The organism is Microbacterium sp. (genome assembly GCF_044508325.1).
Lineage (GTDB): Bacteria > Actinomycetota > Actinomycetes > Actinomycetales > Microbacteriaceae > Microbacterium.
Genome location: NZ_JBIQHX010000031.1, coordinates 1 through 25279, shown reverse-complemented (window position 1 = coordinate 25279; position 25279 = coordinate 1). Strand labels below are relative to the sequence as shown.

Genomic DNA, 25279 nt, shown 5'->3' with positions numbered 1-25279 from the left:
GACAGGCTCGGGGACCGGGACAGGCTCGGGGAGCGCGACAGGCTCGGGGACCGGGACAGGCTCGGGGACCGGGGAACGCTGGGGGAGCGGGGCGGCCTCGGGGTGGGTCGTGCAGGATTCGAAGCTCGCGCGGCACGCCCGGGTCACGGCGCTCATGCAGCTGGCGGCATACGCCGATCAGCTCGATCGGCTCGCCATCCCCCGCTCCGACACCGTGCAGCTGCTGCTGGGCGACGGCACGGTCAGCAGCCACAGCGTCGACACGCTGCTGCCGACGTTCGAGCTGCGCCGGGCGCGGCTGCGCGCACTCATCGCCGACCGCCGGATCGAGCTCGGCGCCGCCGGCGAGCCGATCGCATGGGCCGACGAGCGGGGCGAGCTGTCGGTCACCGCCTGCGGCCGGTGTGCCACCTGCGACCTCGAGGTCGTCGCGAACCGTGACCTGCTGGTGGTGGCGGGCATGCGCCCCGTGCAGCGCCGTCGCCTGCGCGATGCCGGCATCCGCACCATCGACGAGCTCGCCGTCGCGGCCGAGCCGCCGCCGCGGATGAGTGCCGACACGTTCGCGATGCTGCGCACCCAGGCGCGGCTCCAGCTCGAGAGCCCGGCCGGCATCCCGCCGCTGGTCCCACCCGCGTCCCCGGCTCCCGCGCCGCCGCCGCCCGTCCCGACGTACGAGGTGGTCTTCCCGACGGCGCTCGGCGCCCTGCCCCGGCCGGACCACGGCGACCTGTTCTTCGACTTCGAGGGCGACCCGCTGTACAGCGAGCCGGCCGCGGCAGCTCCGGCGGCCGGTCCCTCGACTGGCTCGGGAATCGGAAGCGGAAGCGGAAGCGGAAGCAGCGGCGACGGCGCGACGACGATGTGGGGGATCGACTACCTGTTCGGCTGGGTCGACACCCGCGAGCAGTACACGGCGCTGTGGGCGCACGACTTCGCGGCGGAGAAGCGGGCGCTGCTCGAGTTCCTCGAGTTCGTGGAGCTGCGGCGCAGGCAGCACCCCGGCATGCACATCTACCACTACGCGCCCTACGAGCCCACCCACCTGTTCGAGATGGCTCGCCGGTACGGCGTCGGCGAGGCCGAGGTCGACCGGCTGCTGCGCGACGGCGTCTTCGTCGACCTCTATCCCATCGTGCGCCGCGCGCTGCGGGTGGGCTCGCGCTCGTACTCGATCAAGAAGCTCGAGCCGCTCTACATGGGCGACGAGGTGCGCACCAGCGAGGTGCAGAAGGGCGACGACTCGATCGTCCGGTACGTCGAGGCGCGCGCCCTCGCCGACGCGGGGAGGGATGCCGAGGCGCAGGCGATCCTGGACGACCTCGCCGACTACAACCGGTACGACTGCGTCTCGACGCTGCGGCTGCGCGACTGGCTCGTGCAGCGGGCGATCGCCGCCGACCTCACCCCCACCATCGATCCGGAGCCCAGCGAGGCGGCGTACGAGCCGAAGCCCCAGTCCGAGGCGCTGCTGCGGCTCGCGGCCGACCGGGAGCGGGATGCCGGTCCCGAAGATGCCGACGTGCGCGCGCTCCGGCTGGGCGCGGCGGCGATCGACTACTACCCGCGGGAGGCGAAGACCTTCTGGGTCGCGCATTTCCTGCGGCTGCGCGAACCGGTCTCGGTGTGGGAGGACCAGCGCGACGTCGTCGTGATCGACCCCGAGCGCTCCGAGGTGATGGAGGACTGGCACGAGGGTCCGCGCTCGGTGCGCCGCATCGTCCGCCTGCGCGGAGCGCCGGCACCGGGGACCCGGCTCAGCGAGGGGCAGCGACCGTACGCGGTGTACGAGCTGCCCGCGCCGTTCCCGGTGGCCGCGGCACCGCGCTGGATCCACGCAGCGCGCTCGATCGAGGTGCTCGAGGTGATCGAGGACGGCGCGGTGATCGCCGAGTCCGCCGCCGACGGGCAGACGTGGGACGAACTGCCCGTCGCGTTGACCCCGACGGCCCCTCCGCACGCGGGCCGGCAGCAGACGGCGATCGAGGCGTGGGCGGAGGCGGTCATCGCCGCGGCGCCCGGGTTCCCCGAGGATCCGGCGACGGACATCCTGCGCCGCCGGCCGCCGCGCCGCCGCGGGGGGACCGTCGGAACCGGCGGCACGGGGGACGACGTCGCCGACATCACTCAGGCGATCCTCGACCTCGACCGCAGCTACCTCGCCGTCCAGGGTCCGCCCGGGACCGGGAAGACCTACGTGGGATCGCACGTCATCGCCCGCCTCGTCGCCGAGCACGGCTTCAAGATCGGCGTGGTGGCCCAGTCGCACGCCGTCGTCGAGCACATGCTCGAGAGGGTCGTCGCCGCCGGCGTTCCCAAAGACCTCGTCGGCAAGGCGCCGAAGGACGGCTCCGGCGCGGCGCAGCCGTTCACGGTCATCCCGAAGGCCGGCATGGCCGCCTGGACCGCCGAGCACGACGACACGGGGTACGTCGTCGGGGGCACGGCCTGGGATTTCAGTCACGAGCAGCGGGTGCCGCGCGGCAGTCTCGACCTGCTGGTGATCGACGAGGCCGGCCAGTTCTCGCTCGCCTCCACGATCGCCGTCGCGTGCGCGGCTCGCCGCCTGCTGCTGCTGGGCGACCCGCAGCAACTGCCCCAGGTGAGCCAGGGCACGCACCCGGAGCCGGTCGACACCTCGGCACTGGGCTGGGTGCTCGACGGGGCCGAGGTGATCCCGCCCGAGCTCGGCTTCTTCCTGGCCCGCACCTGGCGCATGCATCCCGACGTCGCCCGGCCGGTGTCCCACCTGTCGTACGCGGGCCGGCTTGCGTCGCATCCCTCGACGGCCCTGCGCACCCTGGACGGCGTCGAGCCGGGTCTGCATCCGCGGCCGGTGCGGCACCGCGGGAACTCGACCCAGTCTCCGGAAGAGGCGGAGCAGGTCGTCGCCATCGTCCGCGACCTGCTGGGGCGGCCCTGGACGGCCACCGAGCAGGCGGACGGGGAGGTGCGGATGCTGCCGCCCCGGCCGCTCGGGCAGGAGGACCTCATCGTGGTCACCCCGTACAACGCGCAGCAGGTGATGGTCGAAGAGGCCCTCGCCGCGGCGGGGTGGGACCGCATCCCCGTCGGCACCGTCGACCGATTCCAAGGCCAGGAGGCGGTCGTCGCGATCGTGTCGCTCGCGGCATCCTCCGGGCGGGACGCGCCCCGCGGACCCGACTTCCTGCTGCTGCAGAACAGGCTCAACGTCGCCGTCTCGCGCGCACAGCACGCCGCCTACCTGGTGTACTCGCCGGGCCTGCTCGACGAGCTGCCGCGCACGCCGGAGGGCGTCACGCGACTCAGCGCGTTCGCCCGGCTGGTGCGCGCGGTGCCGCCCGTAGACTGACGGCAGGAGGTGCCCGCGTGACACCAGACCCGCCCAGCCACTTCGAGTTCGATCTGCCTTCCGAGGTGGTGCCCGGCAGCTACGCAGACTTCGCGAACGTGTGGCACACCCCGACCGTGTTCGTGATGGACTTCGTCACGCTCGCCCAGCCGCCGCACGAAGAGCCGGACCCGGAAACCGGCGAGCCGCGGCTCGTCGTGCCGGCGCGCGTGGTCAGCCGCATCCGGATCCCGCCGGAGCAGGTGTTCGAGCTCGCCAAGGCCCTCACTCAGCAGCTGGAGATGTGGGAGCAGGAGACGGGGCGCCGCCCGCCGTCCGACCCGCTGTTCGACGGGGGATCCGGCGCGGCCTGACGCTGCGGCATCCCCCTGCCCGGCGACTCACCCGGCTAGGGGACTCACACGGTGCCGTAGAGCCGGTCGCCGGCGTCGCCCAGACCCGGGACGATGTAGCCCTTCTCGTTGAGGCCGTCGTCGAGCGCGCCGAGCACGATCGTGACGTCGCGGCCCTCGACGGTCTTCTCGATCGCGGACACCCCCTCGGGCGTCCCGAGCAGGCACACCGCGGTGACGTCCCGGGCGCCGCGGCGGAACAGGAAGTCCATCGCCGCACCCAGCGAACCCCCGGTGGCCAGCATCGGGTCGAGCACGAAGCACTGCCGGTCGCTCAGGTCGGCGGGCAGCCGTTCGGCGTAGGTCGTGGGCTGCAGCGTCTCCTCGTCGCGCACCATGCCGAGAAAGCCCACCTCGGCGGTGGGCAGCAGCTTCACCATGCCCTCGAGCATGCCCAGGCCCGCGCGCAGGATCGGCACGACGATGGGACGCGGCTCGCTGATGCGGACGCCCGTGGTCGGCGCGACCGGGGTGGTGATATCGAGCGGGGACACCCGCACACTGCGGGTCGCCTCGTAGGCGAGGAGGGTCACCAGCTCCTCGGTGAGCTGGCGGAACACGGGCGACGGCGTGCGCTCGTCGCGCAGCACGGTCAGTTTGTGGGTGATGAGGGGATGGTCTGTGACGTGCACGCGCATGACGCCCACAGTAATGGCTGGCGCCGTATGCTGTGCACGTGGCTCTGGGTGCGCGGGTGACCGACGAGGCGGCGATGGATCGCGCGCTCGCCCTCGCCCGCGAGGCGCAGGCGGACGGCGATGTGCCGGTCGGCGCGGTGGTGGTGGATGCCTCCGGCACCGTGATCGGCGAGGGTCGCAATCGTCGCGAGGTCGATGCGGACCCCACCGGCCACGCCGAGATCGTCGCGATGCGCGAGGCCGCCCGGTCCCTCGGGTCGTGGAACCTCGAGCGCTGCACGCTCGTGGTCACCCTGGAGCCCTGCCTGATGTGCGCCGGCGCGCTGCTGCAGGCCCGGGTGTCGCGGCTGGTCTTCGGCGCGTGGGACGAGAAGGCGGGCGCCGCCGGATCGACGTACGACGTCGTGCGCGACCGGCGGCTGCCGTCGCGCGCTGAAGTCGTCTCCGGAGTGCGCGAGCACGAGGCGGCGACCCTGCTGCAGGCGTTCTTCGAGCAGCGCCGCGCCTGAGCGGTCGCCGAGCGAGCCCGGCCCGCGAGACGACATGGGGAGGCGACGGCCTCTAGCGCAGCAGCGGCAGCACCTCGGTGCCGAGGAATTCGACGTGCGAGACATCCCGCAGGTCCAGCAGCTGGAAGTGCACGCGCTGGGCGCCCAGCTCGCGCAGCCGCGCCACCTTCTCGGCGATCTGGTCGGGCGTGCCGACGATGTTGCGATCGCTGCGCACCTGGTCGAGCGTGCGCCCTGTCGCCTCGGCTCGCCGCTCCAGTTCGCGCTCGTCGGCGCCTGCGAACGTGGTGAGTGCGACCGACATCTTCAGCGACGCCGGGTCGCGGCCGATGCGCTCGCAGGCGGCTCGCACCGCGGCGAACCGTTCGGCGATCACCGCCTCGGGCTGGAAGCCGAGGTTGTACTCCGTCGCGTACTGCGCCGCCACCCGGGGCGTGCGCTGTGCGCCGGTGCCGCCGACGATCACGGGCATGGGCGACTGCACGGGCTTGGGCAGCGCCGGGGAGTCCACGAGCGTGTAGTGCTCGCCGTCGAACGAGAAGGTCTCGCCGACCGGGGTCGCCCAGAGCCCGGTCACGATCGCCAGCTGCTCCTCGAATGGGGGGAAGCGCTTGTTCGGGAACGGGATGCCGAGGGCGATGTGCTCCTGTTCGAACCAGCCGGTTCCCAGGCCGAACTCCACCCGCCCGCCCGACATGGCATCCACCTGCGCGACCTGGATCGCGAGCACGGCGGGATGCCGGTGCGTCGCCGACGACACCAGGGTGCCCAGGCGAATCGTCGAGGTCTCGCGGGCCAGTCCCGCCAGCGTGGTCCAGGCATCCGTCGGCCCCGGCAGCGGGCTGCCCGCGCCCATCCGCATGTAGTGGTCGGACCGGAAGAACGCGTCGAACCCGGTGCGCTCGGCGGCGCGGGCGAAGGCGAGCTGATCGTCGTACGAGAAGCCCTGCTGGGGCTCGGTGAAGATCGTGAACTCCATGGCCCCAGTCTTCCAGGGCGTCAGTCCTCCGACTTGAGCACGATCGCGTCGGTCGGCGGGCCCTCGCCCTTGGCCGGCCGGTAGATGTCCGGCTCGAAGTAGACGACGCGAGCCACCGGAACGGCGGCGCGCACGCGCGCCTCCACCGTGTCGATGTCGGTGGCGACCGCGCCCAGCGGCTTGTCGGCCGCGAAGCCGAGCTTGGCGGCGACGAGCAGCTCGTCGGGGCCGAGGTAGAGGGTCTTGATGTGGATGAGCCGCTCGATCTCAGGGCCGGACTCGATGGCGCGGATGATCTTGTCCAGGTCGCCCTGGGTTGCGCCCTCGCCGACCAGGAGGCTCTTGGTCTCGATGCCGAGCGTGATCGCGACGAGGATCAGCAGGGTGCCGATCATGAGCGTCCCGATCGCGTCGAAGACGGGGTTGTGGGTGATCGCCGACAGGCTGACGGCCAGCAGCGCGAACACCAGCCCCACCAGCGCGGCGATGTCTTCGAGGAGGACGACGGGCAGCTCAGGCGCCTTCGAGTGGCGCACGAACGAGATCCACGACTGGCCCTTGGCGCGCACCTGGTTGGACTCCTTGACCGCCGTGCGCAGCGAGAACGACTCCAGCACGATGGCGATCACGAGCACGCCGATCGGGATCCAGATGTTCTCCAGCTCGTGCGGATGCGTCAGCTTGTCGACGCCCTCGTAGATCGAGAACAGGCCGCCGACCGAGAAGAGGATGATCGCGACGACGAACGCGTACACGTAGCGCTCGCGTCCGTACCCGAAGGGATGCTCGCGGTCGGCCTTGCGCTTGGCCTTCCGCCCGCCGAACAGCAGCAGCAGCTGATTGCCCGAGTCGGCGACGGAGTGGATCGCCTCGGCCAGCATCGACGCCGAGCCGGACAGCAGCCAGGCGACGAACTTCGCGATCGCGATCCCCATGTTCGCGAGAAACGCCGCGATGATCGCCTTGCCGCCGCCGGATGCACTCATGCTATGAGTCTAGGGACGTGCGCGCCCGGCTTCAGTCGGAGGACTTGAGGATGATCGCCTCCGTCGGAGGCGCGGGGTCGGCGGCGGCGCCCACGTAGCCGATCGTCTCCAGCAGGGCGCGGCGGAACTCCGCCGGCCGCTCCAGGTGAGGCGAGTGGCCCACGCCTTCCAGCTGGAGCTCGACCACCGTGCCGCCGGCGTCGCCGTAGCGGGTGAGCACATCGCGCGTCTGCGACACCATCTCCTGCGGCGGGGCGACCTCGGCCCCCGGCCAGCCGGGGATCACGCCCAGGGCGCCGAGGTTGTTGATGTCGAAGAACGAGGCATCCGACACGATCGCGTCGGCGGTGCCGTGCACCCACAGGATCGGCGGCTTGGGGTCGAGGTCGACGATGCTCGAGACGTCGAAGTGCTTCGGCGCCATCGTGTTGAGGACGCCGTAGTCGCCGGCGCCGAACCCGGGCCAGTTCTCGCTCACCGTCGCGTCGCCGGGGTAGTTGCCCTCGGCGGTCGAGGTCGTCAGCATCGACTCGACCCACACGTCTTCATGCTCGCTCGTGTAGCCCTGTGCGACGTAGCTGGCGCGGAAGACGCTGCGCGGCGACGTCGGCGCCTCATCGGAGGTGTCGTTCGTCGACAGCCGCTCGACGAAGTCCGGATTCGCGCCGCCGGCGCCGCAGCCGGCATCGTCGTCGGTCAGACGCGAGCCGTCGCGGCGCGTGCCGCCGAATCCGTAGGGCGACACCGGCGCCTGGAGCGTGAGGCTCAGCGCGGGATGGTCGAGCGCGTACTGCATGATGACGCCGCCGCCCATCGACCACCCGACGAAGTGCGCCGTGGGGATCTCCAGCGCCTCGAGCGCGGCGAACACGTCGTCGCTGTAGTCGCGCAGACCCCGCGTGGCGTCCACCGGCGCGTTCTCGCTCTCGCCGAATCCGCGCAGGTCGATGGCGATGACGCGCAGGTCGCCGGGCAGGTCCTGCATGATCTCCTGCCAGAACAGCGACGACGACACGTTGCCGTGCACGAACACCACCGTGCGCTCCGGCCCAGTGGCGGGGTCGTCGCCGTCGCGCTCCAGGATGTTCACGCTCAGACGCGGTGTCTCGATGAGGCGGCTCGTGATGCCGTCGAAGAGTGTCATGTACGTCCTCCGGTCGGGCGGAGGCATCCTCACCCCCGTCGACTCCGACTATAACGCGCAGGCCCGCGGAGGTGAATGACCTTTCAGGTTTGCGCCGGATCGTAGGATGTCGGCATGCCTGACGCACTGCCTCCGATCGCGATCCTCGGCGCCGGCTCGATGGGGGGCGCGGTCCTGCGGGGCGTCGCGGCGTCGGGCCTGGCCGCGGGCCTTACCGCCACCAACCGCACGGCGGCGAAGGCGGCCGAGCTCTCCGACATCCCCGGCGTCACGAGCATCGCGCTCGAGCAGCAGCCGAGCGGGAACCGGGATGCCGCCGCCGCGGCCGGCATCGTGCTGATCGGGGTCAAGCCCGCGATGGTGCCGGAGCTCCTGCGCGAGATCGCCCCGGTGCTGCGCCGCGGAACGGTGGTCGTGAGCCTCGCGGCGGGCGTTCCGATCGCGACGTTCGAAGAGATCCTGGGCCCCGGCATCCCGGTCCTGCGGTCGATGCCGAACACACCGGCGCTCGTCGGCAAGGCGGTCACCGGGCTCGCTGCGGGATCGACCGCCACCGCCGGGGACGTCGCGGTGGTGCGTCGCATGTTCGAGACGTGCGGAGCGGTGATCGAGCTGCCCGAGGGGCAGATCGACGCGCTGTCGACCATCTCGGGCTCGGGGCCCGCCTATGTGTTCCTGCTCATCGAGGAGCTCACCCGGGCCGCCGTCGGCAAGGGCTTCGCCGAGCCCGAGGCCCGGCTCATGGCCGAGCAGACCTTCATCGGCGCCGCGGCGCTGCTGGAGGCGACCGGGGACGACCCCGCCGAGCTGCGCCGCCGGGTGACGAGCCCCAAGGGCACCACCGAGCGCGCCGTCGCCGTGCTGCAGGACGCGCGCCTGGACGAGGTGTTCGGCCGCGCGACCGACGCCGCCCTGGCCCGCGCCCGCGAGCTCGCCGCGGGCGCGTAGGCGCCCGGGGCGAGCGACGGTTGCCGCGCGGCCGCGCCGCGGCGTGCCGAGGTACTCGCGGGCGCGTAGTCAGGGCCGACGGTCAGCGGTCGAGGGCGGCGAAGCGCTCGATGTCGGAGTTGGTCCCCGACACGATGATGAGGTCGTGGTTGGTGACCACGGTGTCGGCCTCGGCGTAGCGGAACGGCTTGCCGGGGCTCTTCACGCCGACCACCGTCACGTTGTACTTCGTCCGCACGCCGGACTCGTTCAGCCCCACGCCGCGGACGAACTTCGGCGGGTACATCTTGGCGAGCACGAAGTCGTCGTCGAAGCGGATGAAGTCGAGCATCCGCCCGCTCACCAGGTGGGCGACGCGCTCGCCGGCCTCGCGCTCGGGGTAGATGACGTGGTTCGCCCCCACCCGCGCCAGGATCTTGCCGTGCGACTGCGACACCGCCTTGGCCCAGATCTGCGGGACCTTCAGGTCGACGAGGTTGGCGGTGATGAGCACGGATGACTCGATCGACGTGCCGACGGCGACCACGGCGATCTGGAAGTCCTGGGCGCCGATCTGCTTCAGCGCGTCGACGTTGCGGGCATCGGCCTGCACGGTGTGGGTGACCCGCTCCGACCACTTCTGCACGAGGTCGAGGTTCTCGTCGATGGCGAGCACCTCGCGGTCGAGGCGGTCGAGCTCTCCGGCGCAGGCGGCCCCGAACCGACCGAGCCCGATGACGAGGACGGGAGCGTCGCTGCGGATCTGCTCAACCAACGATCGGCCTTTCCACCGGCAGCGAGTAGAGCTGCGTACGGGATGTCGCGGCCACGGCCGCGGCGAGAGTCACTGTACCAACGCGGCCCATGAACATGGTCAGAGCCATGACGTAGATCCCCGGATCGGGCAGCTGCTCGGTCAGCCCCGTGGACAGGCCGACGGTGGCGAAGCCCGAGATGACGTCGAACATCACCGCCCCCACCGGTGCCTTGGTGAGCTGGGCGATCGTGATCGTGGAGAGCGCGCAGATCGTCGCGCCCCACGCGACGACCGACAGCGCCACGCGCTGCACGTCGCTGGGGATGCGGCGGCGGAAAACCTGCACCGACGAGCGGCCGCGCGCCTCCGAGAAGGCGGCGAGGGCCAGCACGGCGAGCGTGGTCACCTTGATGCCGCCGGCGGTGGACGCCGAACCGCCGCCGACGAACATGAGCATCGAGCCCACCACGAGCGACGAGCCGTGCAGGTCGTCGATCGGGATCACGGAGAACCCGCCGGAGCGGGTCATCGCGGACAGGAAGAACGTCTGGAAGGTGGTGTCCCAGGCATCCAGCCCGCCGAAGGTGCGCGGATTGTCGTACTCGAGCAGGAGGAACACGAGCGCCCCCGCGACGAAGAGCACGACCGTCGTGATCAGGGTGAGCTTGGCGTGCAGCGACCACTGCCGGAAATGCCAGTGGTGCTTGAACAGCGTGAAGATCACCGGGAATCCGATGGAGCCGAGGAACACCCCGACCATGAGGACGCCGAGCAGGAAGTAGTCGTCCTGGAACGGCAGCAGGCCGTCGGCGTTGGGCACGAAGCCGGTGTTCGTGAACGCCATCGCCGCGTAGTAGGGCGCCTCCCACAGTGCGGCGAGCGGGTCGATGCCCGCCCACACCAGCGACGGGTAGAGCAGGAACGCGAGCACGGCCTCGATCACGAGCGTCGACAGGGCGACGGTCGCCAGCAGCTGGCCGACCTCGCCCAGGCGCACCGTCTGGCCCTCGTTGACGGGGCCGCCGCGGGCGCGCAGCGGGTTCGAGTCGCCCGCGGCGATGAGCTTGGCGCGCAGCCCCAGGCGCTTGGAGATCACCAGGCCCAGGATCGACGCGAGGGTCAACACTCCCAGCGCGCCGACGTTGACGCCGACATAGGTGATGACATGTCCGAACGGCGACCAGTGCGTGAACATGTCGACGGTCGCAAGGCCCGTGACGCAGATCGTGGAGACCGCGGTGAACAGCGCGTCGGCGAAGGGGGTGCGCTGCCCGTCGGCCGCCGCCGCGGGCAGCGAGTACAGGAAGGTGAAGATGAGGATGAGGGCGACGAACACCAGCACCGCGAAGCGCGCCGGTGACGATGTCGTGAGGTTGCGCAGGCCGTCCCGGAGGTCGGCGAGCCGGTCGATCAGTCCCCGCCGCGCGGGCCTTCGCAGCGGGTCGGCTGCCATGTGCGCCCCCCTTCGGCCCGCGACGCCCGCCCGGGGCGGCGCCTTCGCACTGACATCCTCGTCATGGTACTCCGCGCGACGCCCGGCTAATCTGAGCACATGGCGGACATCTTCGACGTGATCGCGGACGGCACGCGGCGCGACATCCTGCAGCTGCTCCGCGAGCGTTCCGCGGCCGGCGAGCAGGGCACGAGCGTCTCGCAGATCGTCCAGGAGCTCGGGGTCAGCCAGCCCACCGTCTCCAAGCACCTCAAGGTGCTGCGCGAGGCGCATCTCGTCTCCGTGCGGGAGGACGGCCAGCACCGGTTCTACAGCATCGTCGCCGAACCCCTGGAGCAGGTCGACGACTGGCTCGTCCCGTTCCTCCTGGACGAATCGGATGCCGCGGCCGCCGTGGCGTCGGTGGGCGCGGCGCTGCCCGAATCCGCCGCCCGCGCAGCAGAGGGCATCGGCCGTGTCGCCGCGTCGGCCAAGCACGCGGTCACCGGCGCGCTGAAGAAGCTCGGCGCGTAGCGGCGCCGCGGCATCCGCTCTATCGCCTGCCCGCCCGCCGCCGGAACAGCCAGGCGCCCCACCCGTACGCGACCGCGAGGATCAGCAGGCACCAGCCCAGCGCCCACAGCGGCTGGGTGCCCAGCGGGGCGCCCATCAGCAGGCCACGGATGGTCTCGATGATCGGGGTGACCGGCTGGTGCTGCGCGATGGGCTGCAGCCACGAGGGCATCGTCTCGATGGGTGCGAAGGCGCTGGACAGGTACGGCACGAACAGCAGGATGAACCCATAGCCGCTCGCGCCCTCGGGGCTGCCGGCGGCGAGCCCGATCGCCGCGAACAGATAGGTGATCGCGAGGATCCACAGGGCGATGATGCCGATCGCGCCGAGCCAGCCCCACAGATCGGCGGTGGGCCGGAAGCCGACGAGCAGACCGACGCCGATCACGATGCCGGTGGCCACGAGGTTGCGCAGCAGGCTCGCGACCACGTGCCCGGTCAGCACCGCGCTGGCCCGCAGGGGCATCGTGCGGAACCGGTCGATGATCCCGGCGCGCATGTCGCCGGCGACATACACGCCCGTCGACGAGGCGCCGAACCCGGCGCAGATGAGGATGATGCCGGGCACGACGTAGTCGACGTAGCCGCCCGAGGGGTCGATGGCGCCGCCGAACACCCACGTGAACATGAGCATCAGCAGCACCGGCAGGAGCACGGCCATGAGCAGTGATTCGCCGTCGCGCAGCGAGTGCAGCAGCGAGCGCCGCACGAAGACGCGCTCGGCCGTCAGCGGCCGCGGCCGGGTGCGCGGGGCGGGAGCGAGGGGGAGCGAGGTCATGCGGACTCCTTGATGCGCGGACCGGAGGTCAAGGTCAGGAACACGTCGTCGAGGGTCGGGCGGTGCAGCGTCACGGCGCCCTCCGCCCCGACGTCGGCGAGCTCGTCGATCGCCCGCCGCAGGCCCGCGACGGAGCCGTCGGTGGGGATCTCGCGGACGAGGGCGTCGTCGGGTCCGTGCAGCCGCACGCTGTCGCCGCCCACGCGGGCCTTCAAGGCGGCCGGCGTGCCCTCGGCGACGATGCGGCCGCCGTCGAGCACGGCGATGCGGTCGGCGAGCTGATCGGCCTCCTCGAGGTACTGCGTGGTCAGGAAGACCGTCGTGCCCTCCGCGGCGAGGCCGCGGATGACGCCCCAGAGCTCGCGCCGGCTGCGGGTGTCGAGGCCGGTGGTCGGCTCGTCGAGGAAGAGGATCCGGGGCGGCACGACGAAGCTGAGTGCCAGATCGAGCCGACGGCGCATGCCGCCGGAGTAGGTCCCGACACGGCGCCCCGCGGCGTCGCCGAGGTCGAACGAGCGCAGCAGGGCGGACGCTCGCGTGCGTGCGTCGCGCGGGCTGAGTCCCGACAGGCGGCCCATCATCACGAGGTTCTCGGTGCCGGTGAGCACCTCGTCGACGGCGGCCGTCTGCCCGGTGAGGCTGATGCGCCGGCGCACGAGCTCCGGATGCGCCGCGACATCGGCCCCCGCCACCCGCGCCCGACCTCCGTCGGGCCGCACGAGCGTGGTGAGCACGTTGATGGTCGTGGTCTTCCCCGCGCCGTTCGGCCCGAGCAGAGCGAACACCTCGCCGGGTGAGACGCGCAGGTCGAGTCCGTCGAGCACCCTGTGTCGCCCGAACGCCACCGTCAGACCCGTGGCATCGATCGCGTGCTCCATGCTCTCCTCCTCACTGTGTACAGCAGAAACTGTATATGACGGTAACACACGATTTAGGCCATAAACAGTCCTAGGATGGAGGCATGAGCGAGACCCCGGAGTCGGATGCCGCCGAGCTCGAGCTGCCGCGCGCCATCGCACTGGCCTGGGGGATCGCCGCGAACCCGCAGCGCGGCCCCAAGCGCGAGATGTCGGTGGAGCGGATCGTCGAGGCGGCGATCGAGGTCGCGGATGCCGACGGACTCGCCGCGGTGTCGATGAGTGCGGTCGCCGCGCGGCTGGGCTTCACCCCGATGTCGCTGTACCGCTACGTCACCGCGAAGGACGACCTGCTGCTGCTCATGCAGGAGGAGGCGGTCGGCCTCCCCTCGGAGGCGAGCCGGACCGCGGGCGACTGGCGTGCGCAGCTGACCGCCCTGTACGACGGGCAGGTCGCCCGCTATGTGCGGCACCCGTGGGTGCTCGACATCCCGATCACCGGCTCCCCGGTGACTCCCAACAGCGCCGCCTGGATGGATGCCGGACTGCACGCCCTCGCGGACACGCCGCTGTCGCACGAGGAGCGCCTCTCGGTGATGCTGCTGGTCACCGGGCTGGCGCGGTGGACCGGCATCGTGTTCGCCGGGTACGCGCGCACGCAGCGGGAGGCGGATGTCACCGCGGCCGAGCTGACCGCGCGCGAGGACGCCCTGTTCCGCGCTCTGGTGACCGAGGATGCGTATCCTCACCTGGCCGCCGCGATCGCGGCCGGCGTCTTCCTCGACGACGGCGATCCGTTCCGGTTCGGCGTCGAGCGCGCCCTCGACGGCGTCGCGGCGTACATCGCCTCAGCCCCCCATCCCGCCGCCCCGCCGTCCGCCGCGGAGCGCGACGACGACTCCGCGCTCCTGGCCGACAAGCGCTACCGCGAGGCGCAGAAGGCGGTGCGACAGGCCGAGCGGGCGCTGCGCGACGCTCGCAAGGCGGCGCGAGCGGTGGCGCGGGAGGCGAGGGAGCGGCTGCGCCGGCAGAATTGACGCCCGATCCCAGTGTTCACACGGATCACACGTGTTTACACGGGTCGCACAGAGGCAATAGAGTGTGGCCACTGCATCTGCAGGCTGAAGCGGGGAGAAGGGGAGCGAATGCCCGAGCTGCCGGACGTGCGATTCCTCACCGTCGCCGAGGTCGCCGAGATCATGCGCGTCTCGAAGATGACGGTGTATCGCCTGGTGCACTCCGGGGAGCTGCCCGCGGTGCGCTTCGGGCGTTCGTACCGTGTGCCCGAGTCGGCGGTCACCGAGGCGCTGGGGCGCCCTGCCGCCGATGCCGGCTGAGCGCGTTCGACCACCTGATAGACTGAACGACGGCATTTTCCGTTCTTGCCCGGCGGCGCCTGTGCGCCGTACTCCGACTCAGTGAGGTTCTCTGTGGGTTCTGTCATCAAGAAGCGCCGCAAGCGCATGGCGAAGAAGAAGCACCGCAAGCTGCTTCGCAAGACTCGCCACCAGCGCCGCAACAAGAAGTAAGCGGCACCACACCGAGCGCCTGTCCCCTCCGGGGCGGGCGCTTCGTGCTCCCCGGCGGCGGGTTGCAATCGAACCGTGACCTCGTCCGGGGCGCAGGCGCCGTGAACGTACGGGCGGGCATGGCAGGATGGGGGCCGATCCGTGTGCGCACGGACGCAGCGCTCGCACGCGAGCGACCCCGGATTGCTCAGGAGTCACCATGCAACGTCGAAACACGTTCCTCTTCGGCCTCGGCATCGCCGCGACGGCCGCCCTCGCCCTCACCGGCTGCGCCGGCGGGGGAGGCACATCAGACGGGAGCACGGACGAGCCCCCCGCCGGCGAAGACTTCAGCCTCGTGCAGGCGGGCACCCTCACGGTGTGCTCCGACATCCCCTATCCGCCCTTCGAGTTCGAGGACTCCTCGAGCCCGAGCGGCTACTCCGGCTTCGACATCGACCTGGTCGCCGCGATCGCGGAGTCGCTGGGCCTGGACGTCTCGATCCAGGTCGTCGGCTTCGACGGTCTGCAGTCGGGCACGACCCTCGTCGCCGGCACGTGCGACATGGCCGCCTCCGCGATGACGATCACGCCCGAGCGCGAGGCGAACCTCGACTTCGCCGACCCGTACTACGACTCGCTGCAGTCGCTGCTGGTCTCGACGGACTCGGGCATCGCCTCGATCGACGACCTCGCGGGCAAGAAGGTCGGTGTCCAGCAGGGCACGACCGGTGAGGCGTACGCCACCGAGAACGTCCCCGAGGGCACCGAGATCCTGAGCTTCCCGTCCGACGGCGAGCTGTGGCCGGCGCTGCAGGGCGGCGTGATCGACGCGATCCTGCAGGACCAGCCCGTCAACGTCGAGCACGAGCGCGCCGACAGCACGTTCGTCATCGTCGAGGAGTACAACACCGACGAGCAGTACGGCTTCGCCTTCGCGAAGGGCGAGCGCACGGCGCTGCTGGAGGCTGTGAACGCGGCTCTCGCGGACCTGCGCGCGGACGGCACGTACCAGCAGATCTACGACGAGTACTTCTCCGCGAACTGATCTGACGCAGACGCGAGAGAGACCGCACGACGATGGCGTTGAAGCGCAGGACCCGGTCCCGGCTGTACCGGGGCACGATGTATGTGATCTTCTTCGCCGTCATCGTGTGGGTCCTCGTCTCGACCAACTGGACGCGCCTGGCGAACCAGTTCTTCAACCCCGAGGTCGCCGCCGAGCTCTTCCCGCAGATCATCACGGTCGCGCTCGTGAACACGATCCTGTTCACGATCATCGCGTTCGTCGGCGGCGCGCTGCTGGGCGTGCTCTTCGCGATCATGAAGCTGTCGAGCATCGGTCCGTACCGCTGGTTCGCGACCGCGTGGATCGAGCTTTTCCGCGGCCTGCCGGCGCTGCTGACGATCTTCGCGGTCGCGTTCATGCTGCCCATCGCACTCGATGTCCGGGTGCCGTTCCAGCCGGTGGGCGCGGGGCTGCTCGCTCTGATCCTCGTGGCGTCGGCGTACATGGCCGAGGTGATCCGCGCCGGCATCCAGGCCGTTCCGAAGGGGCAGACCGAGGCATCCCGATCCCTCGGCATGTCGCCCATGAAGACGATGTTCTGGATCATCCTGCCGCAGGGGTTCCGCATCATCATCCCGCCGCTGACGAACGAGTTCGTGCTGCTGCTCAAGGACACCTCGCTGCTGTTCATCGCCGGCTCCACGATCTTCACGAAGGAGCTGACCACCTTCGCGCGCGACGCGAGCACGATGACGGCGAACTCGACTCCCCTGGTGATGGCGGCGATGCTGTACCTGATCATCACCATCCCGCTCACGCGCGTGGTCGCGTGGATGGAACGACGGCTGGCGAGGCAGCGATGAGCACCGATCTGATCAAGGTGGACGCCCCGGCGATCGAGCTCAGGGGGCTCGTGAAGCGATTCGGCGACAACGAGGTGCTGCGCGGCATCGACTTCACCGTCCGGGCGGGCGAAGTCGTGTGCGTGATCGGCCCGTCCGGCTCGGGCAAATCGACGCTGCTGCGGTCGGTGAATCTGCTCGAAGAGCCCAGCGACGGGAACATCTTCATCGAGGGCATCGACATCCTCGACCCGGAGACCGACATCGACCGGGTGCGCACGCGCATCGGCATGGTGTTCCAGAGCTTCAACCTCTTCCCGCACATGACGGTGCTGGGCAACCTCACGATCGCCCAGCGCCGCGTGCTCAAGCGCGGGAAGGCCGAGGCCCAGCGGGTCGCCCACGAGATGCTCGGCCGAGTCGGGCTCAGCGAGAAGGCCGACGCCTACCCGTCCCACCTGTCCGGCGGGCAGCAGCAGCGCGTCGCGATCGCCCGCGCCCTGTGCATGAATCCCGACATGATGCTCTTCGACGAGCCGACCTCGGCGCTGGATCCGGAGCTGGTCGGCGAGGTGCTCGCGGTGATGCGCGCGCTCGCGGACGAGGGGATGACGATGCTCGTCGTGACGCACGAGATGGGCTTCGCGCGCGAGGTCGGCGACCGCCTCATCTTCATGGACGGCGGGGTCATCGTCGAGGAGGGCAACCCCCGCGAGGTGCTCGCGAACCCGCAGCACGAGCGGACTCGGAACTTCCTGTCGCGGGTACTGTAGACGAGTGAAGTCGATCACCGTCCAGCAGCTGCGGGAACGGCAGGGCGTGCCGCTCATCGATGTCCGGGAGGTCGACGAGTTCGCCGCCGCGCGCGTTCCCGGCGCGATCAATCTGCCCATGTCGACGCTCGGCGGGCGCCTGCACGAGCTGCCCGAGGGCGCGTTCGACGTCATCTGCGCCGTGGGCGGACGATCCGCCCGCGTCGCCGAGGCGCTTCAGGCCCGCGGCTACGACGTCACCAATGTCGACGGCGGCACGAACGGCTGGATCGCCGCCGGCTACCCGGTCGAGCGCTGAATGACCACGCTCACGCTCATCGGCAAGCCGGACTGCCACCTCTGCGACGTCGCGTACGAGGTCGTCGAGCAGGTCCTCGCCGAGCTGCCCGACGGCACCGCGGAACGCATCGAGGTCGACGAGCGCTCGATCCTCGACGATCCCGCGCTCTACGCGCTGTGGTGGGAGAAGATCCCCGTGGTGCTCGTCGACGGCGCCCTGCACGCGCACTGGCGCGTGGCGCCGGACCGGCTGCGCGCGGCCCTGCTCGAAGCCGCGGGCTGAGCTACTTCTCGATCTCGACGACCGGAGCGCCCGGGGCGTTCGTCCGGACCGATTCGATGCCGTTGAGGGCTCCGGCCTTGGACGAGTAGCCCTGGCTCGTCGCGATCACCTGGCCGTTGGACGCCTTCAGGTTGAAGCGCCAGTCGCCGCCCTTGTCGGTCCACAGTTCGAACTTCCCCGCCATCGCTGTCCCCTCGCGTTCGCGACGGGCCCTCGTCGGCCCGTCGCGACTCACGCTAGCGGAACGCGCAACGGGGCGGAAGACTGCCGTGCCTGCCGCTGCGGTATCGTTCGAGCATGCGTGGTCTCGGCGGGACGGTCCTCGCCGCGACGATGACCGCGCTGCTGGCTGTGGGTGGCTGCGGGGCCGGTCCGGCGGCCGACCAGGCGACCCCGACCCCGACGGCCTCCGCGACCCAGGCATGCACGGACGAGGCGGTGGCAGTGGGCGCCGACGGCGCGACGATCGAAGGCATCGTCCGCGCCGCCGTCGCCGCCGACGACCTGACTTCCGTGCTCTACCGCGTCACCCGCGGCGACGAGCTCATCGCAGCGGGCGCCGTGGGCGACTCGGTCACCGGCATCCCCGTCACGCAGGACATGCACTTCCGCAACGGCAACGTCGCCTTCGCGTACATGGGCACCCTTCTGCTGCTCATGGCGGAGGAGGGCGTGGTGAGCCTCGACGACACCGTGGCGACGTGGCTGCCCGACCTCGACGTGCCGGGTGCCGACGCGGTCACCCTCAAGATGCTCGTGGCCAGCACGTCCGGCTACCCCGACTACGTGCCCGACGACGGGTTCGTCGATCGCTTCCTCGCCGACCCGTTCCAGCACCTCACCCCGCAGGAGCTCATCGACTACGCGTTCACCACACCGCCCTGGTACGAGCCGGGCACCGCGTGGAACTACGCCCACACGAATTACGTCATCCTGGGCGAGGCTCTGGCCGCGGCGGGCGGCGCGCCCCTGGGCGACCTGCTGTCGGAGCGGGTGATCGAGCCCTTGGGGCTGCAGAGCACGGCCCCGGTGCTGACGCCCCTCCTGCCGAACCCGGTGCTGCACACGTTCAGCACCGAGCGGGGCGTGTTCGAGGAGACGACGTACTGGAACCCGTCCTGGCAGACCGCGCCCGGGTCGGTGATCGCGACCGACATCTGCGACATGGTCGCCTCGGCGCGGGCGATCGGGACCGGGGAGCTGCTGGAGCCGGCGTCCTTCGAGCTGATGATCGCGCCCGAGACCGCCCGGCTCGCCCCGCCGCCGGCGACGTGCACGGTGTGCCGGCAGTTCGACGACGAGCAGTACTACGGCCTGGGCGTGATCGTGCGCGCGGGGTGGATCCAGCAGGCGCCTCTGTTCGGCGGCGCCGGCGGCGTGCACGCCTACCTCCCCGAGGAGGACCTGGCGGTCGCCCTGCTCGCGGTCACCGGTGCGGGCTCGACGCCGAACACCAACTACGCGGCGACGATCTGGACCTCGATCGCCGAGGCCCTCACGCCCGAGCACATCCCGCCCGCACCCTGACCTGGACAAGCACGGTCAGGCGCTCGCGTTCCTGACATCCGAGCACGGCGTCTCGCACGGCTTCGCCAACCTCATCGTCACGATGCACCGGGCACACGACGCCGGCACGGTCGACGAGGTCGACGACGAGGTTCAGGGCACCAGCCGCGCGCCGAGGGCCTCCAGCTCGGCGTCGGTCGCGCCCGCGGCGCGCAGGTACGCGGACGATCCGCCGTGCTCGGCGTCGATCCACGCGAACGCCTCCTCGATCGCGGCGGGCGGCGTGCGGGTCAGCAGCGTCTCCAGCTCGGGCGTGAGCGGCACGCCCATCGCGGCGACCGCGCCGAGCATGCCGTCGGCCCAGGGCCCCGCGAGCCTCGTCTCGGAGGCCGCGTAATCGGCGATCACGGCGTCGCGCGCGACGCCGGCGGCATCCAGCATCAGCGCCGTCGCCACCCCCGTCCTGTCCTTCCCGGCGGTGCAGTGCACGAGCACGGCCGTCGGCGCGTCGTCGTGCGAGGCCGCGATCAGCCGTGCCACCCGGGCGAACGCCGGCGCGCTGTGCCTCAGCATCCCGACATACAGCTCTCCCAGTGTGGGAAGGCTGCGCATCGCCTGCGCGATCAGGGCCGGATCCGGGCCGCCGGCCGACAGCAGATCCTGCGCCAGCTGAGCGGTCGCCCCTTCCAGGATCGACAGCTCGACCGTCTCGAAGCGGCGCGTGTCGGGCAGCCGGTCCGGTGCCATGCGGCGCTCGGCGGGGGTGCGGAAGTCGACGACGACGCCGATCGCGGTGGCGGCGAGCTCGTCGAGCCCCGTGGGTGTCAGGGCACCGAGAGCGTCGGAGCGGAACAGGACGCCGTGGCGGGTGGTGCCGCCCGTCGTCAGCGGCAGGCCGCCGACGTCGCGGAAGTTGCGCAGCCCCTCGATCGGGGTCATCAGGGCGCCAGGCGCGTCGGTCCGCGGAAGAGGAAGGTGACCTCGCGGATCGAGTCCTGGCCGAGCAGCAGCATGAGCAGGCGTGCCAGGCCCATGCCGAAGCCGCCGTGCGGCGGCGCGCCGTACCGGAAGAAGTCGAGGTAGAAGTCGAGGTGCTCGGGGTCGAGCCCCTTCTCCTTCGCCTGCTCGATCAGCACGTCGACGCGGTGCTCGCGCTGCGCGCCGGTCGTGATCTCGACGCCCTTGTACAGCAGGTCGTAGCTCTTGGTGAGTCCGGTGTCTGCGTCGCGCATGTGGTAGAACGCGCGGATCTCGGGGTGGTAGTCGGTGATGAACACGAACTGGTGCCCGTAGGTCTCCTCGACGTGCGCGGAGATCTGCCGTTCGCCCTCGGGATCGAGGTCGCCGTCGGTGCGGGGGATGTCGTAGCCGCGCGCCGCCACGATCTCGCGGGCCTCGGCGAGGGGGATGCGCGGGAACGGGATGCTCGGCACGACGACCTCCAGTCCGAACAGCGCCTGGATCTCGTCGCCGTGCTTGTCCTTGACGGCCTGGAACGCGGTCTGCAGCAGCTCCTCCTGCATGCGCGCGACATCCTCATGGGACTCGATCCAGCTGATCTCGGCGTCGATGCTCGTGAACTCGGTAGCGTGGCGGCTGGTGAACGACGGGTCGGCGCGGAAGGCCGGCGCGATCTCGAACACCTTCCCGAAGCCGGCAGACTGCGCCATCTGCTTGAAGAACTGCGGGCTCTGCGCCAGATAGGCCGTCTTGTCCTCGAAGTAGTCCAGCGAGAAGAGCTCGGCGTTGGACTCCGATGGGGTCGCCATGAGCTTGGGGGAGTGGATCTCGATGTAGTCGCGCTCCACCCAGAACGTGCGCATGGCGTGCTCGAGGGTGGTCTGGACGCGGAAGACGAGGTTGTTGCGCCGCTGGCGCAGGTCGAGGAACCGCCAGTCCATCCGCTTGTCGAGGCTGCTGTCGGCGGCGATCGGCGTCTCCGGCAGGGCTGCGGCCGCGATGTCGAGCGTGTGGATCTTGATCTCGACGCCGCCGAGCTTGACGCGCTCGTCGTGCTTGAGCTCTCCGTGCACCGTGAGGAACGTGCCGGTGGCGAGGTTCGAGATGGTGTCGGTGAGCGCGAGCGCGGCGTGGGCGCCGGCATCCGCGTCCTCGGGCAGCTCCCGGGTCGCCGGGTTCACCAGCTGCACCGCGCCGGTCTCGTCGTGCAGGATGACGAACTGCACCTTCTTCTGATCGCGGACGGTCTCGACCCATCCGGACACCGAGACGGGCCCGTCTTCCCGGGCCTGCAGCTGACTGACGAGGACGCGTTGACTCACGAGGGTCAAGTCTACGGGGGAGCCTTCGGCCCTCAGTGCTGCTGCAGGATGTTGAGCACCGCGCCGTCCGGCGCGCGCACGAAGAAGCGCCGCACGCCCCACGGCTCGGTCGTCAGCGGATGCACGATCTCCCACTCCGATTCCTGCGCGGCCGCATACGCAGCGTCGACGTCGTCGACCCGCACCGACAGCACCGGGTCTTCGGGGGCGTGGGCGTCCCGCGTCAGCACCTGCAGCATCGCGCCGCTCGGCGCGACGAAGCGGGTGACCCAGTCGAGCCCCATCGGCTCCTCGGTCATCCCGAGAAAGCCGGCATAGAACCGGCGTGCCTCGTCGAGGTCGTCCACGCGGAGGTCGGGGATGATCTGCGTCACGTTCATGTGCCGGACACTACGCGCATAGGATGCCGGGATGACAGAGCCGTCCCGCGACGCCGCCGCGATCCTCGCCGAACTCGATGCGCTGCGCGCGCAGGACGCCCCCACCCACGGCGGGCGTGTGCTCTCGTACGTGTACGACACGGGACGCGCCGAACTCGACGAGCTGGCCGCCGAGGCGGCGCGGCGCATGCAGGCAGTCAACGGCCTCGACCCCACCGCCTTCCGCTCGGTCGCCGCGCTCGAGCGGGACGTGCTCGGGTTCGCGCGCGGCATCCTCGGCGCCGGCGCGGATGCCGCCGGAAGCGTGACCTCGGGCGGGACGGAGTCCTGCCTGCTCGCGGTCAGGACGGCCCGCGACCTGTGGCGCGGCGCGGCGCGCGAGGCGGCCACCGCGGTCCCGCGACTGGTCGCGCCGGTCACGGTCCACGCCGCCTTCCGCAAGGCCGCCGAGCTGTTCGGCCTCGCCTTCGACGCGGTGCCGGTCTCGCCGCTCACCGGAGCAGTGGATGCCGCGGCCGTCGCCGCCCGGCTCGGACCGGACGTGGCGCTGGTCGTCGTGTCGGCGCCCTCGTATCCGTTCGCGGCGATGGACCCCGTCGCCGAGGTTGCGGCGGCCTGCGCGCAGGCGGGCATCGCGTGCCACGTCGACGCGTGCATCGGCGGGTGGATCCTGCCGTTCTGGCCGGCCGAGCTGCCCGCGTGGGACCTGTCGGTGCCCGGGGTCACGAGCCTGTCGGCCGACCTGCACAAGTACGGCTACGCGCCCAAGGGCGTAAGCGTCCTGCTGCACGACACCCGGGACCGCCACCGCGCGCAGTACTTCGCGACCACCGACTGGCCCGGCTACCCGGTCGTCAACCCGACCCTGCTCGGATCGAAGTCGGCAGGTGCGCTCGCGGCGGCCTGGGCGATCATCCGGACACTGGGCGCGCAGGGCTTCGCCGAGCTCGCCGCGCAGAGCGCGCGCGCCACCGGCGCGCTCGTCGACGCCGTCGCGAGCATCGAGGGCCTGCACGTGGTGGGCGATCCGGCAGGGCCGCTGTTCGCCGTCGCCGCCGACGAGTCGGTGGCGCCGGAGCACCGCGTCGACCCGCACCACTGGGCCGACCGCGTGCGCGCCGCCGGGTGGGTGCTGCAGCAGCAGCCCGGTCTCGTGCAGCACGACGGCAGTCGCCTGCCGCGCACGACCCACTTCACGGTGACGCCCGTGACCGAGGCAGGCCTTCCGGAGCTGATCCCGGCGCTCGTCGCCGCGGCGGACGCGGTGCGCGGGATGCCGCCGGCCGACGGGGCCGCCGTCCTCGCCGGTCTCGGCGGCGCGCTGCCGTCGCAGCTGGACTCGGCGACCGCCGGCGCGCTGCTGGCCGCCATCGGACTCGGTGGCGACGGCGCGCTGCCCGCCGAGATGGCGCCGTTCCTCGCCCTCGTCGAGGCGCTGCCGCACCAGGTGGCAGAGCGGCTGCTCGTGGAACTGCTCGCCCGCACCGTCGGGCCCTGACCCCGGACACCTCGGCGCGGCCCCGCAGAGCCGGTGCACAGGCACCGCCGCCGTAGACTGTACTGGTGCCCGCCGATCGCCTTCATCTCGTGCGCCATGGGGAGGTCCACAACCCCCAGCGCGTGCTCTACGGGCGGCTCCCGGGCTACGGGCTCAGCGACCACGGCCGTCGCATGGCCCGCTCGGCCGCCGAGCATGTCCGCGGCCTCGGGCGGGACCGTGTCGGCGCCCTGATCGCCTCGCCGCTGCAGCGCACCCGCGAGTCGGCGGAGCCGTTCACCGAGCTCTTCGGACTCGAGCCTGTCATCGACGAGCGGGTGATCGAGCCCACGAACGTCTTCGAGGGCCGGCGCATGAAGCGCGCCCTCATGAACCCGCTGAACTGGCGGCACCTCGTGCGGCCGTCGGTCCCCAGCTGGGGCGAGCCGTATGCGAGCATCGCGGGACGGATGCAGGAGGCGATGGATGCCGCGTGGCAGACCGCCGACGCCGGCGACGTCGTGATCGTGTCGCACCAGGCGCCGATCTGGATCACGCACCTCGCGATCGCCGGCGAGTCGCTGCGGCACGATCCGCGCACCCGCCGCTGCGCGCTGTCGAGCGTGACCAGCTTCGAGCGCACCCGCAAGGGCGACTGGATCGAGGTCGCCTATGCCGAGCCGGCGTCGACCGTCGGCGCCGTCGACGTGGGGGCCGTGTGATGCGGCGCACGACATCGGCGTGGCGGCGCGCGGCATCCGCCCTGGTCGCCCTGGGCCTGCTCGCGGGCACCGCCGCGTGCGCCGCCGACCCGCTCGCCGAGGAGTACCGCGCCGGCAGCAACAAGGGCTACGTGTCAGGCGAGTTCCGGGTCGTGGAGATCCCCGAGGCCGAGCGCGGGGCGCCGGTCGTGTTCTCCGGCGTGACCGAGACCGGTGAGTCCGTCTCGGACGCCGACACGGCGGGCGACGTCGTCGTCGTGAACTTCTGGTACGCCGGGTGCGCGCCCTGCCGCGCCGAGGCGGCCGACCTGGAGGCGGTGCACCAGGAGTACCTCGACGAGGACGTGCAGTTCCTGGGCATCAACATCTACGACCAGCCGGAGACCGCGATCGCCTTCGCCAAGGCGCACGGGGTCACCTATCCCAGCCTCATCGCCATCGACGATGCCCCGCTCAAGCTCGCGTTCGCCGACTCGGCGCCCCTGACCGCCGTGCCGGTCACACTCGTGCTCGACGCGCAGGGGCGCGTCGCCGCGCGCATCATCTCTCAGCTGGAGGGCCCGTCGATCCTGTCGACCCTCGTGCGCGAGACGCTCGCGGAGCGGTCATGAGCATCGAGGCCGCCGTCGCCGGCGGCGCACTGTGGATCGCCATCCCGATCGCGCTCGCGGCGGGTCTGCTGTCGTTCCTCTCGCCCTGCGTGCTTCCGCTCGTGCCGGGCTATCTCGGCTTCATCGGCGGCGCGGTGGCTCCGCGCCCCTCGACAAGCTCGGGGAGCGCGACAAGCTCGGGGAGCGCGACAAGCTCGGGGAGCGCGACAGGCTCGGGGAGCGCGACAAGCTCGGGGAGCGCGACAGGCTCGGGGAGCGCGACAGGCTCGGGGAGCGGCCTCCCGGTCGTTGAGCGAGCCGA

The 25279-nt window shown here is 71.3% G+C and carries 30 protein-coding genes and 1 pseudogene; 19 read left to right on the top strand and 12 right to left on the bottom strand.

Features of this window, described 5'->3' with window-relative positions; all coding sequences use genetic code 11:
• The coding region (locus ACIWQI_RS15380) for an AAA domain-containing protein (protein WP_396658745.1) at positions 1-3334 on the top strand (3334 nt) is incomplete at its 5' end.
• A gap of 17 nt (positions 3335-3351) precedes the next feature.
• The gene (locus ACIWQI_RS15375; protein WP_396658744.1) at positions 3352-3687 is read left to right on the top strand and encodes a DUF3467 domain-containing protein; all 336 of its coding nucleotides are present in this window, start codon (positions 3352-3354) and stop codon (positions 3685-3687) included.
• Between the two features lie 44 nt (positions 3688-3731).
• Here the strand turns inward: ACIWQI_RS15375 and upp are convergent, their stop codons facing one another.
• The gene (gene upp / locus ACIWQI_RS15370; protein WP_396658742.1) at positions 3732-4364 is read right to left on the bottom strand and encodes a uracil phosphoribosyltransferase; all 633 of its coding nucleotides are present in this window, start codon (positions 4362-4364) and stop codon (positions 3732-3734) included.
• 38 nt (positions 4365-4402) lie between these two features.
• Here upp and tadA point away from each other — a divergent pair, with 38 nt between their 5' ends.
• On the top strand, positions 4403-4873 hold the full coding sequence (gene tadA, locus ACIWQI_RS15365; protein ID WP_396658741.1) for a tRNA adenosine(34) deaminase TadA: 471 nt from the start codon (positions 4403-4405) through the stop codon (positions 4871-4873).
• A gap of 52 nt (positions 4874-4925) precedes the next feature.
• Here the strand turns inward: tadA and ACIWQI_RS15360 are convergent, their stop codons facing one another.
• The 3 genes from ACIWQI_RS15360 to ACIWQI_RS15350 are packed head-to-tail and all read right to left on the bottom strand — an operon-like array spanning position 4926 to position 7982.
• Positions 4926-5852 carry an LLM class F420-dependent oxidoreductase gene (locus ACIWQI_RS15360; protein WP_396658740.1) on the bottom strand — a complete coding sequence of 309 codons (927 nt, stop codon included), beginning with the start codon at positions 5850-5852 and terminating at the stop codon, positions 4926-4928.
• 20 nt (positions 5853-5872) lie between these two features.
• The gene (locus ACIWQI_RS15355; RefSeq protein ID WP_396658738.1) at positions 5873-6838 is read right to left on the bottom strand and encodes a cation diffusion facilitator family transporter; all 966 of its coding nucleotides are present in this window, start codon (positions 6836-6838) and stop codon (positions 5873-5875) included.
• 31 nt (positions 6839-6869) lie between these two features.
• Complete coding sequence (locus tag ACIWQI_RS15350) at positions 6870-7982, bottom strand: alpha/beta fold hydrolase (RefSeq protein WP_396658736.1); 1113 nt, start codon at positions 7980-7982, stop codon at positions 6870-6872.
• 114 nt (positions 7983-8096) lie between these two features.
• Between ACIWQI_RS15350 and proC the strand changes: the two genes are divergently transcribed.
• Positions 8097-8930: a pyrroline-5-carboxylate reductase gene (proC, locus tag ACIWQI_RS15345; protein WP_396658734.1), complete on the top strand. Its 834-nt coding sequence runs from the start codon at positions 8097-8099 to the stop codon at positions 8928-8930.
• Positions 8931-9012: 82 nt separating this feature from the next.
• Here the strand turns inward: proC and ACIWQI_RS15340 are convergent, their stop codons facing one another.
• Together ACIWQI_RS15340 and ACIWQI_RS15335 are read right to left on the bottom strand one after the other, a co-directional pair.
• A complete protein-coding gene (locus ACIWQI_RS15340) occupies positions 9013-9684 on the bottom strand; it encodes a potassium channel family protein (RefSeq protein WP_396658732.1) in 672 nt (223 codons plus the stop codon).
• Complete coding sequence (locus tag ACIWQI_RS15335; RefSeq protein ID WP_396658730.1) at positions 9677-11119, bottom strand: TrkH family potassium uptake protein; 1443 nt, start codon at positions 11117-11119, stop codon at positions 9677-9679. Before ACIWQI_RS15335 ends, ACIWQI_RS15340 begins: the two co-directional genes overlap by 8 nt.
• Before the next feature lie 99 nt (positions 11120-11218).
• Between ACIWQI_RS15335 and ACIWQI_RS15330 the strand changes: the two genes are divergently transcribed.
• Positions 11219-11632 (top strand): ArsR/SmtB family transcription factor, encoded by a 414-nt coding sequence (locus tag ACIWQI_RS15330; protein WP_396658729.1) that lies wholly within the window; start codon positions 11219-11221, stop codon positions 11630-11632.
• A 19-nt stretch (positions 11633-11651) separates the two neighbouring features.
• Here the strand turns inward: ACIWQI_RS15330 and ACIWQI_RS15325 are convergent, their stop codons facing one another.
• On the bottom strand, positions 11652-12449 hold the full coding sequence (locus tag ACIWQI_RS15325; RefSeq protein WP_396658727.1) for an ABC transporter permease: 798 nt from the start codon (positions 12447-12449) through the stop codon (positions 11652-11654).
• Positions 12446-13327, bottom strand: coding sequence for an ATP-binding cassette domain-containing protein (locus ACIWQI_RS15320; RefSeq protein ID WP_396658725.1), 882 nt, complete (start codon positions 13325-13327; stop codon positions 12446-12448). The genes ACIWQI_RS15325 and ACIWQI_RS15320 overlap by 4 nt, the downstream gene beginning before the upstream one ends.
• Positions 13328-13410: 83 nt before the next feature.
• Here ACIWQI_RS15320 and ACIWQI_RS15315 point away from each other — a divergent pair, with 83 nt between their 5' ends.
• The 8 genes from ACIWQI_RS15315 to ACIWQI_RS15280 all read left to right on the top strand — a co-directional run bounded on the left by ACIWQI_RS15315 (position 13411) and on the right by ACIWQI_RS15280 (position 18000).
• Entirely contained in the window at positions 13411-14343 is a 933-nt protein-coding gene (locus ACIWQI_RS15315; protein WP_396658724.1) for a TetR/AcrR family transcriptional regulator, read from the top strand.
• A 108-nt stretch (positions 14344-14451) separates the two neighbouring features.
• On the top strand, positions 14452-14643 hold the full coding sequence (locus ACIWQI_RS15310) for a helix-turn-helix domain-containing protein (RefSeq protein ID WP_396658722.1): 192 nt from the start codon (positions 14452-14454) through the stop codon (positions 14641-14643).
• A gap of 93 nt (positions 14644-14736) precedes the next feature.
• Positions 14737-14835, top strand: coding sequence for a 30S ribosomal protein bS22 (locus ACIWQI_RS15305; RefSeq protein WP_003792170.1), 99 nt, complete (start codon positions 14737-14739; stop codon positions 14833-14835).
• Positions 14836-15034: 199 nt separating this feature from the next.
• Positions 15035-15862 (top strand): transporter substrate-binding domain-containing protein, encoded by an 828-nt coding sequence (locus ACIWQI_RS15300; protein ID WP_396658721.1) that lies wholly within the window; start codon positions 15035-15037, stop codon positions 15860-15862.
• Between the two features lie 32 nt (positions 15863-15894).
• Positions 15895-16686, top strand: coding sequence for an amino acid ABC transporter permease (locus tag ACIWQI_RS15295; RefSeq protein WP_396658719.1), 792 nt, complete (start codon positions 15895-15897; stop codon positions 16684-16686).
• Positions 16683-17438: an amino acid ABC transporter ATP-binding protein gene (locus tag ACIWQI_RS15290; protein ID WP_396658717.1), complete on the top strand. Its 756-nt coding sequence runs from the start codon at positions 16683-16685 to the stop codon at positions 17436-17438. The genes ACIWQI_RS15295 and ACIWQI_RS15290 overlap by 4 nt, the downstream gene beginning before the upstream one ends.
• A gap of 4 nt (positions 17439-17442) precedes the next feature.
• Positions 17443-17736 carry a rhodanese-like domain-containing protein gene (locus tag ACIWQI_RS15285; protein WP_396658716.1) on the top strand — a complete coding sequence of 98 codons (294 nt, stop codon included), beginning with the start codon at positions 17443-17445 and terminating at the stop codon, positions 17734-17736.
• Entirely contained in the window at positions 17737-18000 is a 264-nt protein-coding gene (locus ACIWQI_RS15280) for a glutaredoxin family protein (RefSeq protein ID WP_396658715.1), read from the top strand.
• A 1-nt stretch (position 18001) separates the two neighbouring features.
• On the opposite strand, the gene ACIWQI_RS15275 is transcribed toward ACIWQI_RS15280, so the two are convergent.
• Positions 18002-18184, bottom strand: a complete 183-nt coding sequence (locus ACIWQI_RS15275; RefSeq protein WP_396658714.1) for a YegP family protein — start codon at positions 18182-18184, stop codon at positions 18002-18004.
• Positions 18185-18297: 113 nt separating this feature from the next.
• Here ACIWQI_RS15275 and ACIWQI_RS15270 point away from each other — a divergent pair, with 113 nt between their 5' ends.
• Positions 18298-19527 (top strand): serine hydrolase domain-containing protein, encoded by a 1230-nt coding sequence (locus tag ACIWQI_RS15270; RefSeq protein WP_396658713.1) that lies wholly within the window; start codon positions 18298-18300, stop codon positions 19525-19527.
• Between the two features lies 1 nt (position 19528).
• A pseudogene (locus ACIWQI_RS15265) lies at positions 19529-19606 on the top strand (DUF4287 domain-containing protein); the annotation flags it as partial.
• A 53-nt stretch (positions 19607-19659) separates the two neighbouring features.
• On the opposite strand, the gene ACIWQI_RS15260 reads toward ACIWQI_RS15265, so the two are convergent.
• Genes ACIWQI_RS15260 through ACIWQI_RS15250 form a run of 3 tightly spaced genes read right to left on the bottom strand, consistent with a single transcriptional unit; the run spans position 19660 to position 22168 of the window.
• Complete coding sequence (locus ACIWQI_RS15260; RefSeq protein WP_396658712.1) at positions 19660-20445, bottom strand: tyrosine-protein phosphatase; 786 nt, start codon at positions 20443-20445, stop codon at positions 19660-19662.
• Entirely contained in the window at positions 20445-21788 is a 1344-nt protein-coding gene (gene aspS, locus ACIWQI_RS15255; protein ID WP_396658711.1) for an aspartate--tRNA(Asn) ligase, read from the bottom strand. The genes ACIWQI_RS15260 and aspS overlap by 1 nt, the downstream gene beginning before the upstream one ends.
• Positions 21789-21820: 32 nt before the next feature.
• Positions 21821-22168 carry a VOC family protein gene (locus ACIWQI_RS15250; protein ID WP_396658710.1) on the bottom strand — a complete coding sequence of 116 codons (348 nt, stop codon included), beginning with the start codon at positions 22166-22168 and terminating at the stop codon, positions 21821-21823.
• Between the two features lie 31 nt (positions 22169-22199).
• Here ACIWQI_RS15250 and ACIWQI_RS15245 point away from each other — a divergent pair, with 31 nt between their 5' ends.
• From ACIWQI_RS15245 to ACIWQI_RS15230, 4 genes are all read left to right on the top strand, one after another.
• The gene (locus ACIWQI_RS15245) at positions 22200-23666 is read left to right on the top strand and encodes a pyridoxal phosphate-dependent decarboxylase family protein (RefSeq protein ID WP_396658708.1); all 1467 of its coding nucleotides are present in this window, start codon (positions 22200-22202) and stop codon (positions 23664-23666) included.
• A 65-nt stretch (positions 23667-23731) separates the two neighbouring features.
• Positions 23732-24367 (top strand): histidine phosphatase family protein, encoded by a 636-nt coding sequence (locus tag ACIWQI_RS15240; protein WP_396658707.1) that lies wholly within the window; start codon positions 23732-23734, stop codon positions 24365-24367.
• A complete protein-coding gene (locus tag ACIWQI_RS15235; protein WP_396658706.1) occupies positions 24367-24978 on the top strand; it encodes a TlpA family protein disulfide reductase in 612 nt (203 codons plus the stop codon). Before ACIWQI_RS15240 ends, ACIWQI_RS15235 begins: the two co-directional genes overlap by 1 nt.
• The coding region (locus tag ACIWQI_RS15230) for a cytochrome c biogenesis protein CcdA (RefSeq protein ID WP_396658704.1) at positions 24975-25279 on the top strand (305 nt) is incomplete at its 3' end. The genes ACIWQI_RS15235 and ACIWQI_RS15230, both read left to right, overlap by 4 nt.

Bases quoted from the DNA above. Each gene is read 5' to 3' on its own strand.
- upp (WP_396658742.1), bottom strand. From the start codon at position 4,364: ATGCGCGTGCACGTCACAGACCATCCCCTCATCACCCACAAACTGACC.
- ACIWQI_RS15360 (WP_396658740.1), bottom strand. From the start codon at position 5,852: ATGGAGTTCACGATCTTCACCGAGCCCCAGCAGGGCTTCTCGTACGAC.
- ACIWQI_RS15355 (WP_396658738.1), bottom strand. From the start codon at position 6,838: ATGAGTGCATCCGGCGGCGGCAAGGCGATCATCGCGGCGTTTCTCGCG.
- ACIWQI_RS15350 (WP_396658736.1), bottom strand. From the start codon at position 7,982: ATGACACTCTTCGACGGCATCACGAGCCGCCTCATCGAGACACCGCGT.
- proC (WP_396658734.1), top strand. From the start codon at position 8,097: ATGCCTGACGCACTGCCTCCGATCGCGATCCTCGGCGCCGGCTCGATG.
- ACIWQI_RS15335 (WP_396658730.1), bottom strand. From the start codon at position 11,119: ATGGCAGCCGACCCGCTGCGAAGGCCCGCGCGGCGGGGACTGATCGAC.
- ACIWQI_RS15330 (WP_396658729.1), top strand. From the start codon at position 11,219: ATGGCGGACATCTTCGACGTGATCGCGGACGGCACGCGGCGCGACATC.
- ACIWQI_RS15325 (WP_396658727.1), bottom strand. From the start codon at position 12,449: ATGACCTCGCTCCCCCTCGCTCCCGCCCCGCGCACCCGGCCGCGGCCG.
- ACIWQI_RS15320 (WP_396658725.1), bottom strand. From the start codon at position 13,327: ATGGAGCACGCGATCGATGCCACGGGTCTGACGGTGGCGTTCGGGCGA.
- ACIWQI_RS15315 (WP_396658724.1), top strand. From the start codon at position 13,411: ATGAGCGAGACCCCGGAGTCGGATGCCGCCGAGCTCGAGCTGCCGCGC.
- ACIWQI_RS15310 (WP_396658722.1), top strand. From the start codon at position 14,452: ATGCCCGAGCTGCCGGACGTGCGATTCCTCACCGTCGCCGAGGTCGCC.
- ACIWQI_RS15300 (WP_396658721.1), top strand. From the start codon at position 15,035: ATGCAACGTCGAAACACGTTCCTCTTCGGCCTCGGCATCGCCGCGACG.
- ACIWQI_RS15295 (WP_396658719.1), top strand. From the start codon at position 15,895: ATGGCGTTGAAGCGCAGGACCCGGTCCCGGCTGTACCGGGGCACGATG.
- ACIWQI_RS15290 (WP_396658717.1), top strand. From the start codon at position 16,683: ATGAGCACCGATCTGATCAAGGTGGACGCCCCGGCGATCGAGCTCAGG.
- ACIWQI_RS15280 (WP_396658715.1), top strand. From the start codon at position 17,737: ATGACCACGCTCACGCTCATCGGCAAGCCGGACTGCCACCTCTGCGAC.
- ACIWQI_RS15275 (WP_396658714.1), bottom strand. From the start codon at position 18,184: ATGGCGGGGAAGTTCGAACTGTGGACCGACAAGGGCGGCGACTGGCGC.
- ACIWQI_RS15270 (WP_396658713.1), top strand. From the start codon at position 18,298: ATGCGTGGTCTCGGCGGGACGGTCCTCGCCGCGACGATGACCGCGCTG.
- ACIWQI_RS15260 (WP_396658712.1), bottom strand. From the start codon at position 20,445: ATGACCCCGATCGAGGGGCTGCGCAACTTCCGCGACGTCGGCGGCCTG.
- ACIWQI_RS15250 (WP_396658710.1), bottom strand. From the start codon at position 22,168: ATGAACGTGACGCAGATCATCCCCGACCTCCGCGTGGACGACCTCGAC.
- ACIWQI_RS15245 (WP_396658708.1), top strand. From the start codon at position 22,200: ATGACAGAGCCGTCCCGCGACGCCGCCGCGATCCTCGCCGAACTCGAT.
- ACIWQI_RS15235 (WP_396658706.1), top strand. From the start codon at position 24,367: ATGCGGCGCACGACATCGGCGTGGCGGCGCGCGGCATCCGCCCTGGTC.